The organism is uncultured Porticoccus sp., from assembly GCF_913061305.1.
In the GTDB taxonomy this organism is placed as follows: domain Bacteria; phylum Pseudomonadota; class Gammaproteobacteria; order Pseudomonadales; family Porticoccaceae; genus Porticoccus.
Window position 1 is genome coordinate 48,722 of sequence record NZ_CAJXST010000009.1, and the last position, 13,671, is coordinate 62,392.

Consider the following 13,671-nt stretch of genomic DNA (forward strand, 5'->3'; position numbering starts at 1 on the left):
AACAATCCGACAAAAAAACTTTTTTTCAGCATAATGGAACCGGCTTTCAACATTTTCGATGGGTGGATTGAACAAAAAACAGCACAAAATTCTACCATGTGCCTGTTCATGCCGCTGTGACTGAATCAGTCATAAACAATAAAAGGGCGGATATTATCTATCTGTCCCAGTGCCGTCTTCAGATCAAATAATTTCAGATGATCCGTCACCGGACCCACCAACACTTTAAACAAAGGTTGTGGTGATGACTGCTGGCGCACTACTACCGGATACTCGGTGACACCTGCTAACCGCTGCGACAAATGGCTGGCTGCAAGCTGGTTATTGAAGGCCCCCACCTGAAGATAGGCGTTGCTGTCCTGGCCAACGGTTTCAACCCCGGCAACCGGCAACATGGCTGGATCGGGTGCCAGTTGTGGAGAGGCAACTGTGTTGTTTTGATAGTCCGCAGGATCAATCACTGAGACCTCCACTTTAGCCGTACCCTTATCTGAATAACCCAGTTTTTTGGCCGCCGCATAGGATAAATCAATGATTCTATCCCCGTGGAAAGGCCCCCGATCATTGACCCGTACAATCACACTGCGCCCATTTTCCAGATTGGTCACCTTGACATAGCAGGGAATCGGCAGGGTTTTATGGGCTGCCGTCATTTCATACATGCTGTAGACCTCACCATTCGATGTATGGCGACCATGAAACTTGTTGCCGTACCATGAGGCCAGACCACGCTGGCGAAACCCCTTGCTGGAAGGCATCACCTGGTAGGTTTTACCCAGCACGGTGTACGGGCTTTTGTTGCCGGCCAGAGTGATCGGCTCATGCTTGGGCACAGCATCCGGAAGGCCACTGACATCAATATCTCTTGGCGGCGGTCCATCACCATAGCCGTAACCGCCGCCGGAGCTGGCAGTGCCCCCAGAGCCACCGCAGCCCTGAAGCAACAATAAAGTGCTCAGTAACGTTGTAAAAAAGAGGCCCTTAAAGTGTGTCTTCACCGACCCGCTCCAGTATTTGTTGGCTCAGTTCGTGCACTGCCATGGCATAGAGGAGACTGCGATTGTAGCGGGTAATCACATAGAAATTATTCAGGCCGAGCCAGTACTCCAAACCTTTGTCACCATCGAGTCGTACCGGGATAGCCTTGGCACAACCGTTCAGGGGCATCTCGCTGAAAAAACCCATTTCGGCCAATTCATCGACCGTTTTGTCGAGACTGGCCTGGTTGAGGAGCTCATCATCAAAACTTTCCTTGATCCGGGCGGGGGCGACCACCGTTTCACCCATTTTCCAGCCGTGTTCAGCAAAGTAATTAGCGACACTGCCGATGGCATCCGCTTTGTTCTCCCAGATATCGGCAAAACCATCACCGTCAAAATCCACTGCAAAACTGCGGTAACTGCTCGGGATAAACTGGCCATAACCCATGGCACCAGCATAGGAGCCCATGAGCGTCAGGGGATCCTGGTCCTGCTCTCGCGCCAACAACAGAAACTGCTCCAGCTGTTTGGTAAAGAAGGGACTGCGGGGGGGATAGTCAAAGGACAGCGTTGCCAGCGCATCAATGACCCGGAAACTTCCCTTGATCCGGCCATAGAAAGTTTCCACACCGATAATGGCCACAATCACTTCCGGTGCAACCTGATACTGTCTTGATGCCTCGCTCAGAACAGCCCTGTTCTTTCTCCAGAAATCAACACCCTCAGTGATGCGCTTTTCAGTGATGAAAATTTTGCGATAATCTTTCCAGGGTTTGACTTTTTCAGCCGGTCGTTCCATGGCATCAATAATGGTCTGCTTTTTTTCCGCCGCATCCAGCAAAGCGTCCACAACCGTTCTTTCAAAGCCGTGCTCTGACACCATCCTCTCGGCGAAAGCCCTGGCGTCCGGATACTGTAAATAGCTGGCCTGAGCCGATAGGGATAACAGCATTCCTACTGCAACTGAGAACAGTATGTTCATAACTTTTTTACTCCGGGCAAGTTGCCCATAAACCCTGTTAGACCGACCTTTTTCTTTCCGTACTGACGGCCATCAGCATACCAAATCCCAGCATCAGGGTCACAATCGACGTGCCGCCGTAACTCACCAATGGCAATGGTACGCCCACCACCGGAAGAATACCTGAGACCATACCCATATTGACAAAAATATAGACAAAGAAAGTTAACGCAATACTCCCGGCCAGCAGACGGCCAAACATACTTTGCGCTCCCAGACCGATAAAGACACAGCGGCTTATAATCAGCAGATAGAGCGCCATCAGCAACATCACGCCGAACAGTCCGAATTCTTCTGCCAACACCGCAATAATAAAGTCGGTGTGGCCCTCCGGAAGAAAATCAAGCTGCGACTGGGTACCCAGGGTCCAGCCCTTGCCTTCAACGCCACCCGAGCCGATAGCAATTGTGGACTGGATGATATTCCACCCTGCACCGAGCCGATCCGCTTCAGGGTTAAACAGCGTCAGGATGCGCTGCCGCTGATAATCGTATAAAAGATAAAACCACATTAACGGTAAGAGGCATGCTGCCAGTAACAATGCCAACACCAGGTAACGCCTCGGCAGGCCCGCCAGAAAAAGCGCAAAAAAACCGGCAGCACCAATCAGAATGGCTGTTCCAAGATCGGGCTGCATGCCGACCAGCACCAGCGGAACCAGAATAAATACCAGGGCGAAAAACACGTGCTTGAATTGCGGTGGCACCGCACGCTTGCCCAGATAGCTCGCCAGCATCAATGGAACCGCAATTTTGAGAATTTCCGATGGCTGAAAACGGAACCCCCCAATTTCCAACCAGCGCTGGGCACCCTTCGCCCCAATGCCAAAGAACAGTACAGCTATCAACAACAAAACACCCGAAAGATAAGGGAGTATCGCCCACCGATCGAGCAGTCGAAGAGGAATCTGGGCCACCATCAGCATCACCAACAACCCGACACCAAAGTGGACCAACTGGCGATGTACATAAGCAATGTTCTGACCGCTGGCACTGTAGAGAACAAACAGGCCAGCTGTGGCCAGCACCAACAGCAGGGACAGGAGCGGGATATCCACATGGAGACGCCGCCATTGACTGGGGCCGCAATATATTGCCGATCCACCAGACCCCATCCGCCGAACAAAATCACTCTGGCTCATCGAACTCCTCTGACAGACTTTGCGGGTACAGTGCCATGTAGGCGTCGATTATCTGGCGCGCGAGCGGTGCGGCCGTGGAGCTGCCGTGCTCACCATTTTCGACAAGTACCGACACGGCAATCTGCGGTTGTTCCACAGGCGCAAAGGCGATGAACAGGGCATGATCCCGATTCCGCTCGGCAACCAGTTCCCGATCATACTCTTCGTCCTGTTTGATACCGACCACCTGAGCAGTACCGGTTTTTCCAGCAATGTGATAATCGAGATCCTTATTAATCACCTTGGCCGTGCCACGCTGACCGTGCACAACCTCCTGCATTGCCTCATGCACATAATCCCAGTTGCGGTCTGACGCTTTGATCATACCGGCTGGCAGTGGGTTCCTCCCATTCTTGCGTACCAATTGCGGTGGTCTTATCTCACCACGGCTGGCCAATCTGGCGGCAGCCACAGCCATCTGCATTGGCGTCACCAGCGTAAAACCCTGGCCGATGGAGGTATTGACCGTATCTCCCGGATACCATGCCAACCCTTTTGCCTCCCGCTTCCAGGCCCGTGAAGGCATAATGCCAGCCCGCTCCGAGGGCATATCCAGTCCGGTTTTATGGCCGAAACCAAACCGGGTACCGTAGAGCGACATCACATCAATGGTCATTTTGACGCCGACATCATAAAAAAAAGTATCGCAGGACTGAATGATGGCATCACTCAAATAAATGTTGCTACCGTGCCCCCCCTTCTTCCAGTCCCGGTACTTCCGCTCATAATTTTTCAATTGGTAGAAACCCGGATCATAAATACGATAGGCAGGGGTAATTGTGCCACTTTCCAGTGCCGCAAGACCGTAGATTGGCTTGACAATGGATCCCGGGGGATACTGGCCCTGAAGAACCCGATCAAACAAAGGCCGATCAATAGAACTGAGTAGTGCATTGTAACTTTCAAAGCTGATCCCGGTCACAAACTCATTGGGATCAAACCCTGGGGTACTGGCCATGGCAAGCACGCCTCCCGAGGCCACATCAATAGCCACCACAGCACCTCTTTGTTCACCCATGCTCTCGTAAGCAACCCGCTGCAAGCGACTGTCCAGATGCAGGTACAAATCCTTACCCGGCTTGGGCTCTTCTCGCTCCAATTGGCGCATCACCCGTCCCCGGGCATTGGTTTCAACCGTCTGGTACCCTACCTCACCAAGTAACTCATCCTCGTAGAAATTTTCCAGTCCGGTTTTACCCACCACCAGCGTGCCGCTATAGCGAACCGGGTCGAGCTGTTGTATTTCGCGGTCATTGATACGCCCCACATAGCCGAGCACATGGGAAAGCTCGGCACCAAGAGGATAATGACGCAGCAGCTGGACAGTGACTTCAACGCCCTCCAGCCGGTATTCATTGACCGCGAGAACACCCTGTTCCCGTTCACTCAGGTTCAATCTCAGGGGGACAGGCTCATAGGGTCGCTGACGACGCTCAAGCAGTTTCTGAAAGCGATCCCTGTCGGCACCGGTAATCCCCACCAGCTTTTCCAGCTCATCGAGCAATACGGCGAGGTTTTCGACGCGTTCTACGACAATGGAAAGATTAAAACTGGGACGGTTATCCGCCAGCAACACCCCGTTCCGGTCAAAAATAAGCCCGCGGGGCGGTGGCACCGGCTCAACCAATACCCGGTTGCGGTCAGAGAGCGTCACAAAAGCATCATGTCGCTCAACCTGAAGATGGTAATAGCGCCAGAACAGCCCACCCGACAGCAATAGCACCACAACCATGGCAAAGAGCAGACGGCCGACATAGAGCCGGTAATCCATCAATGGGTTTTTTAGTGCGCGATCATCATGGTTCATTGAGAGTCATTGTAACTGCATGTCGATAGCTGATCACCGGGTTTACTGAATAGGTCAAGAGATTGGCTCTGACCGAAAACCTGCCATAAAAAAAGCGGGGTCTCAGCCCCGCTTCTCTGAAATGACTGCCAGCGTATTATTGCTCTGCAGATTCCTGAGCAACCGGAGCTTCTTCCGCTGGGGCTGTTTCACCGGTCTCACCTTCGTCCTCGGATGTCTCTTTCATGGACAACTTGATTCGACCGCGGGCGTCCACATCAAGCACCTTGACGCGCACCTGCTGACCTTCCTTGAGATAATCAGACACTTTTTCCACGCGCTCCTTGGCAATTTGTGAAATGTGTAGCAAACCATCCGTGCCCGGCATGATCGTGACGAAGGCACCAAAGTCAACAATACGGGCAACTGTGCCCTCATAGATACGACCTATCTCAGCCTCAGCGGTGATTTCCTCGATGCGGTAGATAGCACTTTTCAGGCCATCCGCATCATCGCTGTAGATTCTGATGGTTCCGCTATCGTCAATGTCGATGCTGGCACCGGTCTCTTCCGTCAGCGCACGAATCGTGGCACCACCCTTGCCGATCACATCGCGAATCTTGTCGGGATCGATTTTCAGGATATGGTAACGGGGTGCTGACTCAGCCACTTCACTGCGGCTCTTGTCGATCACCTTGTTCATTTCACCAAGAATGTGGAGTCTGGCCTGCAACGCCTGACCCAGTGCGATATCCATAATCTCTTCAGTGATCCCTTCGATCTTGATATCCATTTGCAGAGCAGTAACACCCTGAGCCGTACCGGCCACTTTAAAGTCCATGTCGCCCAGGTGGTCTTCATCGCCAAGAATATCGGTCAGCACCGCAAAACCATCGTCTTCTTTGACAAGGCCCATCGCGATACCGGCCACAGGCGCTTTCAGCGGCACACCCGCATCCATTAACGCGAGGCTTGAACCACAAACCGAGGCCATGGAACTTGAACCATTGGACTCCGTGATTTCAGAGACAATCCGCATGGTGTAAGGGAATTCTTCAGCCGACGGCAATACCGCAGCAATACCGCGGCGAGCCAACCGGCCATGACCAATTTCACGACGACCGGTAAAACCAATACGACCACACTCACCCACGGAATAAGGGGGAAAGTTGTAATGCAACATGAAGGGATCTTCGCGGCGGCCTTCCAGCGCATCGATATACTGAACATCGCGCATGGAACCCAGCGTGGCTACCACCAATGCCTGAGTTTCACCACGGGTAAACAGCGCCGTGCCATGGGCTTTGGCCAGCACGCCGACTTCCACATCAATGGCACGGACCGTCTTGCTGTCGCGACCATCAATTCGGGGCTCACCGCGAATGATGCGACCACGGACAATTTTCTTCTCCAGCTTTTTAAAGGCATCGCGGATATCGTCTTCTGTAATGCCCGCCTCTGCATTCGACAGCGCTGCAGCCGCCTGATTGCGCAGGCCGTCAATTTCGACAACACGCTGCTGCTTGTCAGTGATCCGGTAGGCCGCATCCAGACTCTCTCCGACCATGGCCTTGAGGCTGTCGGTCAGGGTTTCATTGACAGGGGCCTCTTGCCAGTCCCAGCGGGGTTTACCGGTTTCCCTGGCCAGCTCCTCAATCACCTGAATAGCCGCCTGCATTTCCTGGTGGCCGAACAGTACCGCACCGAGCATGATATCTTCCGGCAATTCCTTCGCCTCTGACTCAACCATCAGGACAGCATCACGTGTGCCCGCGACAACCATATCCAGTTCCGACTCCGCCAGCTCCGAGTAAGTTGGATTTAGCAGGTAGCCCTTTTCGCGATGATAACCCACACGGGCGCCACCAATTGGACCATTAAAAGGGACACCGGAAATCGCCAGCGCCGCAGAAGTACCAATCAGTGCAACGATATCGGGATCCACATTCTTCTCAGAGGACATCACCGTACAGACCACCTGCACTTCATTTTTGAAGCCGTTGGGAAACAGGGGGCGAATAGGCCGGTCAATCAGGCGGGAAGTCAGTGTCTCTTTTTCGCTGGGACGGCCTTCACGCTTGAAAAATCCACCGGGGATCTTGCCAGCGGCGTAGGCCTTTTCCTGGTAGTGGACACCGAGGGGGAAAAAGTCCATACCTTCTTTTACGTTTTTTGCTGCGACAACCGTACACAGTACTGCCGTTTTATCCATGGTACACATCACGGCACCGGTAGCCTGACGGGCAATGCGGCCAGTCTCCAGCGTGACGGTATGGTTGCCATATTTAAATGATTTTATTACAGGATTCACAATTATATTACCTCTCCATAAGCGTGAACGGCTCCCAGGGGAGCCGTCAGCAATTCTATTAGCGACGCAGGCCAAGCTGGCCAATCAGCGTCATATAGCGCTTCGCGTCTTTAGCTTTAAGGTAGTCCAGCAATTTGCGTCGCTGGTTTACCATGCGGATCAAACCACGTCTTGAATGGTGATCCTTGTTGTGGTCACTGAAATGACCCTGCAGTTTGTTGATGTTGGCGGTGAGCAGGGCTACCTGCACTTCCGGCGAACCGGTATCGCCCACGGACTGCGCGTACTCTTTAACAATCGCTTCTTTTTCAGTTACATTTAACATGATTACTTCTCCAATATGCGAGTTAGATTCGGGGCACCCGCGCATATTTACAGGAACCCTAACAGTGAATTCGACCGGCACCACCTGGTGGCTCCAATCCGGGATTCTGTCACACAGGACAGGACTCCCTATCTCACAACAAGACGTTTCGGGGCTACCCGTCCATCTTCTGTGACTTCGCCAACACCAAGCAACTGCGGCTCGACCTGGCTTATTTCAAAGACACGCACTATATCGCCTTCTTCACTCTGACGATAGACCTGCGGCACCATCACAGCCTGTCCCCGGCAAAAATAGAAAGCCGTATCTTCTTCTAACTGCAGTGCCGCCAGATGCGTCATCCCGGCATCCATCGGCAACAAAAGTTGGTCTAGCTGATCCAGACCACTTTCTTCCCTGAGTGATTGCAATTCACCCAACGTCACCGACTGATCTTCTTTAAAGGGCCCGGCGGCGGTGCGCCGCAAAACCGATAGATAAGCGCCACAACCAAGCCGCTGGCCAATGTCTTCCGCCAGCGTGCGAATGTAGGTTCCCTTGCTGCAGTGGACAACCAGATCGGCCTCCGGGAACTCACCGCTGCGAAACTCAATCAATGTCAGCGAGCGAATTGTGACCGGCCGGGCCTTTCGTTCAATTTCCTGCCCTTCACGGGCCAGCTTGTAGAGCGGTTGACCCTGGTGCTTCAATGCCGAAAACATCGGTGGCACCTGATCGATATCGCCCCTGAAGCCGTCCAGAACATCCTGTACCTGAGCTTCAGTCAGCTCCGGGGCACCGCTGTCACGGGTGACCTCTCCATCGGCATCACCGCTGACAGTCGCCATACCAAAGCGAAAAGTCGCGCGGTAGCATTTATCCGCATCCAGCAAAAACTGGGTAAACTTGGTTGCCTCACCAAGACATACCGGTAAGACGCCCGTCGCAAGAGGGTCCAGACTGCCAGTGTGCCCGGCCTTGGCGGCCTCAAAAAGGTGTTTCACCTTCTGCAAAGCACCGTTTGAGGAGATCCCCAGCGGTTTATCGAGCAGCAGTATACCGTTGACCGACCGGCCCTTGCGACGACGCGCCAAGCTCAGTCCTCCCCGGAGGAATCTGTATCCGTATGCCGCGCCTTGTCCCGGTTGACCGCGAAATCGATGAGCGAAGAAAGTTCCTGGGCGCGCCTGCCAGTGAGATCAAAAATAAAACGCAATTTTGGCACAATCCGCAGCAACATGCGTTTGGCCAGCAACGTCCGCAAAAATCCGGCCGCGCCATTCAGAACCTCGGCAGCTTCACGGCTCTCATCAGCAGACTCGGCCCCGACCAGGTTGACGAACACCTTGGCACTGGAGAGATCGCGGGAAACCTCTACCGCGGTAATATTGACCAGCCCCAAACGCGGGTCCCTGACCTCGTCGCGAATCAGTTGTGCCAGCTCGCGCTGCAACGCATCTGCGACTCGGTCATTGCGGGTAAATTCTCTAGGCATATCGGTTTGGCGTCAGCACAATCAGAGCTGGCGCGCGACTTCCCTGATCTCATACACCTCAATCTGATCGCCGGGTTTGATATCGTTATAGTCTTTCACCCCGATACCACACTCAACACCGTTGCGCACTTCATTGACGTCATCCTTGAAACGTCGCAATGATTCCAGCTCACCCTCGTAAATCACAATATTGTCGCGCAACACCCGAATACGCTTGTTGCGATGAACGGTACCTTCAATCACCATACAACCCGCTACCGCACCAAATTTAGGAGAGCGGAAGACATCGCGCACTTCAGCGATACCGGTGATGACTTCACTGCGCTCCGGTGTCAGCAGACCACTCAAGGCCTGTTTCACATCATCCAACAGGTTGTAAATGATGCTGTAGTAACGCAGATCGACCTGCTCCTGCTCCACCAGCTGTCGGGCAGCCGTATCGGCACGAACGTTAAAACCAAACACCACGGCACCGGTAGTAATGGCCAGGTTAATATCGGACTCGTTGATGCCACCGACACCGGAGGCCACGACATTCACTTCGACCTCGTCAGTGCCAATATCCGCCATGGCAGAAAGAATTGCTTCCAGAGAACCCCGCACGTCGGCCTTCACCATCACAGGGAGAACACCCTTTTTGTCCTGCGATTCAAAGGTGGCAAACATGTTTTCCAGCTTGGCGGCCTGCTGACGGTCCACACGATCCTGACGGGTTTTGTCCTGACGCATTTCCGCCAATTCACGGGCCTTGCGTTCATCCTCTACCACCAGAAACTCTTCACCGGCCGCTGGCGGCATATCAAGACCGAGGATCTCTACCGGTATCGACGGCCCCGCCTCGACAATCGGCTTACCGGCTTCATCGACCATCGCACGGATTTTGCCGACACTTTCACCAGCCAGCAGCAAATCGCCCTTGCGCAAGGTACCCGACTGCACCAATGCCGTCGCCACCACACCTCGACCTTTTTCCAGTCGCGATTCAACGATCACACCTTTGGCCGGAACATTGCGGGATGCCTGCAGCTCCAACAGTTCGGCCTGCAGCAACACGGCGTCCAGCAAATCATCGATGCCATCGCCAGTGTGGGCCGAGACTTTCACAAACTGCGTATCACCACCCCATTCTTCCGGAATGACATCCTTGGCAGACAATTCATTCGTGACCCTGTCCGGATCCGCGCCCTCCTTGTCCATCTTGTTAATAGCAACCACGATGGGCACGCCGGCAGCACGGGCATGCTGAATGGCCTCCACGGTCTGCGGCATCACACCATCGTCCGCAGCTACCACCAGAATCACCACATCAGTACTGTGTGCACCACGGGCGCGCATTGCCGTGAAAGCTGCGTGACCAGGGGTATCCAGGAAGGTGATCATGCCCTTGGGCGTATCGACATGATAGGCGCCGATATGCTGGGTAATGCCCCCGGCTTCACCGGAGGCAACACGGGTTTTTCGGATATGATCCAACAGGGAAGTTTTGCCGTGGTCAACATGGCCCATCACCGTAACAACCGGTGCACGGGGTTCCAGTTGCTCCGTCACGTCAGCCTGCAGCGCCTGGATCAACTTTTGTTCTATTTCATCGTCTGAAACAGGCACCGGGTTGTGTCCAAGCTCCTCCACCACCAATGTGGCAGTATCCTGATCAATTGGTTGATTGATAGAGACCATGGTCCCCATTTTCATCAACTCCTTGATCACGACTGCAGCTTTTACTGACATTGCCTGGGCCAGATCACTGACCGTGATCTGTTCGGGAATCTCCACATCATGGATGATCTTATTGGTGGGTTTTTTGAATTTGTGCTTGTTCTCAACCTTGATGGGAACCGAGATACCTGAACGCAACCGGGGTTTTTTCTCCGCAGCAACTTCCTCAACTTCCTCAACGACAGCTTTCAGCAAATCTTCTTTTTTACGCTTCGGATCCTTGATGGCACCCCGTTTTTTCGCTTTTTTCGGTGCCTCTTCAGAATCATCGGCCTCGCCATCATCCCTGGCATGTTTTTTCACATGCTTTGGGGCGTCGGCGGGTTGATCGGCAAGTTCAGGAGGCAACGACTCGACTGCCGAAGGCGTCGACTTGCGTTCTTCTTCGGCCTTGCGCTGATTTTCCTGCTCCAGCCGGGCTTCCTCTTCAGCTTTGCGGCGCGTCTCAATGGCAGCCTGCCGCTTCACTTCAGGATCATCAATAATCGGTACAACCGGCTCAACGACGGATTCAGCCGCAATCGACTCATCCGGTTCAGATGGGGCCCCTGCCTCTTCTTCATTTGCCCGCTTGACATAGGTTCGGGTTTTTCGAACCTCCACATTAACTGTTTTACGGCCGGCACCCGTTTTGAGTGTGCTGACCGTCTTGCGTTTCAATGTGATCTTTTTGGGGTCGCGGGACTGCTCGCCGTGCAAGCCTTTCAAATAGGCCAGCAGCGTCTGCTTTTCCTCATCACTGACACTTGCGTCAGCAGAGTTGTGAGGCAAACCGGCCTCCTGCATTTGACTCAGCAGGCGGTCGACGGATGCTCCGACAACCTTGGCAAGTTCGCTAACAGTGACTTCAGCCATCAGTATTCCTCAATTCATCGCCTGTTCGTTTAACTGTCGCTCTCATCGGCGAACCAGGGGGCGCGTGCAGTCATAATCAGCTTGGCTGCCCGCTCTGCGTCCATGTTCTCAATATCCAGCAAGTCTTCCACGGCCTGCTCAGCGAGATCCTCCATGCTGGCAATGCCATGCTTGGCCAATGTATGCGCCAACTGGTCGTCCATACCTTCCATTTCCAACAAATCAGCTGCGGGACCGGACATACCCTCCTCTGAGGCCAGCGCCATCGTCAGCAATGCATCCTTGGCACGGGCACGCAATTCTTCGGCCACCTCTTCATCAAAACCATCGATGCCGGCCATCTCATCCAGGGGGACATAGGCAACTTCTTCGATAGAGGTGAAGCCCTCATCAACCAACACCATGGCGACATCTTCATCAATGTCCAGGCGGCTCATAAAGGTTTCCACCAGCGAGCTGGACTCTGCCTGCTGCTTGACCTCTGCCTCTTCAACGGACATTACATTGATTTTCCAGCCAGTGAGCTCAGAGGCAAGACGGACATTCTGCCCATTGCGACCAATGGCCATCGCCAGTGTTTCTCCGGCCACGGCCACATCCATCGAGTGCGTCTCCTCATCGACGATGATCGACTCCACTTCTGCAGGCGCCATGGCATTTATCGCCAGCTGGGCGGGATTGTCATCCCACAATACAATGTCGATACGCTCGCCATCCAACTCATTGGAGACCGCCTGAACACGTGCACCACGCATACCGACACAGGCGCCGATCGGGTCGATTCGTCCATCATTGGTCTTCACGGCAATTTTCGCACGCGACCCGGGGTCTCTCGCCGCGCCGCGAATTTCAATTACTTCCTCGGCAATCTCCGGCACTTCAATACGGAACAACTCAACCAGCATCTCGTTGCATTTACGGCTCAGAAACAGCTGGGGACCACGGCTTTCAGAATTAATTTCCTGCAGGATGGCTCGCACCCGGTCATTGATTCGAAAAACTTCCCGACCCACCAGCTCTTCTCTCGGCATGACGGCTTCAGCATTGTTACCCAAGTCAACGATAATACTTTCGCGAGTCACTTTTTTGACGCTGCCACTCACCAGCTCGCCGAGCTGGTCACGGTATTGTTCCACCACCAGTGCGCGTTCTGCATCGCGCACTTTCTGGACAATGACCTGCTTGGCCGTTTGGGCAGCAATACGACCAAAACCGATGTTTTCCACCTGCTCTTCAAAGGTATCGCCATCTTTAAGTGCCGCGTCTTTCTCATGAGCTTCTTCCAGCGTGAACTGGGTTCCGAGTTCCGCCAGCACATCATCGGCGACCACTTCCCACCAGCGGAACGTTTCATAGTCACCAGTGGCGCGATTAATGGTTACTCGGATGTTGGAGTCCTCGTCATAGCGCTTCTTGGTCGCCGTGGCCAGGGCCTGCTCAATGGCCTCAAAAATAACCTCTTTGGACACGCCCTTTTCATTAGAAACGGCTTCCACCACCATCAAGATTTCTTTATTCATTCATTCAGCCTCGCAATCGCCCTCAGAACCGGGGAACGATATTCGCCTTTTCAATGCTATCCAGGGGGAAGAGATACTCGTGATCGTCAACAATCAACAGAACATCCTCGCCCTCCACGCCATTCAGACGGCCCTTGAAATTCCGTCTGCCTTCATGGGGAAACCTCAGCCGCAAGGCTACATTTTCCCCAATATACTTTTCAAACTGATCCAGCGTGTATAAAGGCCGGTCCATACCCGGGGAGGAAACCTCCAGAGTGTACTCCCCGGTAATCGGATCCTCGACATCCAACTGACTGCTGACCTGGCGGCTGACTTTTTCACAGTCTTCCACTGTCACACCACCACTCTCACGCTCGATGTAAATACGCAGCATCGCATTGCGACCTGATGACAAATACTCCAACCCCCAAAGTTCACAATCCATTGCAGCCACTATGGGTGCAATCATCGCGCGGAGGGTCTCCTCTTTTGTCGCCACTGTAATCTCTCGGTTTCCCAAT

At 53.6% G+C, this 13,671-nt stretch carries 11 protein-coding genes; all 11 read right to left on the bottom strand.

Translation table 11 applies throughout. The features are described 5' to 3' along the window. Positions 1–125: 125 nt before the first annotated feature. Positions 126–998: a septal ring lytic transglycosylase RlpA family protein gene (locus QZ516_RS11495; RefSeq protein WP_297189886.1), complete on the bottom strand. Its 873-nt coding sequence runs from the start codon at positions 996–998 to the stop codon at positions 126–128. Continuing rightward, positions 982–1,962 (bottom strand): lytic murein transglycosylase B, encoded by a 981-nt coding sequence (mltB, locus tag QZ516_RS11500; protein ID WP_297189889.1) that lies wholly within the window; start codon positions 1,960–1,962, stop codon positions 982–984. The genes QZ516_RS11495 and mltB overlap by 17 nt, the downstream gene beginning before the upstream one ends. Before the next feature lie 37 nt (positions 1,963–1,999). Next, positions 2,000–3,058: a rod shape-determining protein RodA gene (rodA, locus tag QZ516_RS11505; RefSeq protein WP_365333684.1), complete on the bottom strand. Its 1,059-nt coding sequence runs from the start codon at positions 3,056–3,058 to the stop codon at positions 2,000–2,002. A 70-nt stretch (positions 3,059–3,128) separates the two neighbouring features. Next, a complete protein-coding gene (mrdA, locus tag QZ516_RS11510; RefSeq protein WP_297189892.1) occupies positions 3,129–4,988 on the bottom strand; it encodes a penicillin-binding protein 2 in 1,860 nt (619 codons plus the stop codon). A 136-nt stretch (positions 4,989–5,124) separates the two neighbouring features. After that, on the bottom strand, positions 5,125–7,278 hold the full coding sequence (pnp, locus tag QZ516_RS11515) for a polyribonucleotide nucleotidyltransferase (RefSeq protein WP_297189895.1): 2,154 nt from the start codon (positions 7,276–7,278) through the stop codon (positions 5,125–5,127). Positions 7,279–7,336: 58 nt separating this feature from the next. Beyond that, positions 7,337–7,606 carry a 30S ribosomal protein S15 gene (gene rpsO, locus QZ516_RS11520; protein WP_297189996.1) on the bottom strand — a complete coding sequence of 90 codons (270 nt, stop codon included), beginning with the start codon at positions 7,604–7,606 and terminating at the stop codon, positions 7,337–7,339. A 125-nt stretch (positions 7,607–7,731) separates the two neighbouring features. Beyond that, positions 7,732–8,676, bottom strand: a complete 945-nt coding sequence (truB, locus tag QZ516_RS11525; RefSeq protein ID WP_297189898.1) for a tRNA pseudouridine(55) synthase TruB — start codon at positions 8,674–8,676, stop codon at positions 7,732–7,734. 2 nt (positions 8,677–8,678) lie between these two features. Beyond that, complete coding sequence (rbfA, locus tag QZ516_RS11530) at positions 8,679–9,077, bottom strand: 30S ribosome-binding factor RbfA (protein ID WP_297189900.1); 399 nt, start codon at positions 9,075–9,077, stop codon at positions 8,679–8,681. A 21-nt stretch (positions 9,078–9,098) separates the two neighbouring features. Then, positions 9,099–11,648: a translation initiation factor IF-2 gene (gene infB / locus QZ516_RS11535; protein ID WP_297189903.1), complete on the bottom strand. Its 2,550-nt coding sequence runs from the start codon at positions 11,646–11,648 to the stop codon at positions 9,099–9,101. A gap of 29 nt (positions 11,649–11,677) precedes the next feature. Further along, positions 11,678–13,168, bottom strand: a complete 1,491-nt coding sequence (gene nusA / locus QZ516_RS11540) for a transcription termination factor NusA (RefSeq protein WP_297189906.1) — start codon at positions 13,166–13,168, stop codon at positions 11,678–11,680. Between the two features lie 22 nt (positions 13,169–13,190). Continuing rightward, positions 13,191–13,649: a ribosome maturation factor RimP gene (gene rimP, locus QZ516_RS11545; RefSeq protein WP_297189909.1), complete on the bottom strand. Its 459-nt coding sequence runs from the start codon at positions 13,647–13,649 to the stop codon at positions 13,191–13,193. Positions 13,650–13,671 lie beyond the last annotated feature (22 nt).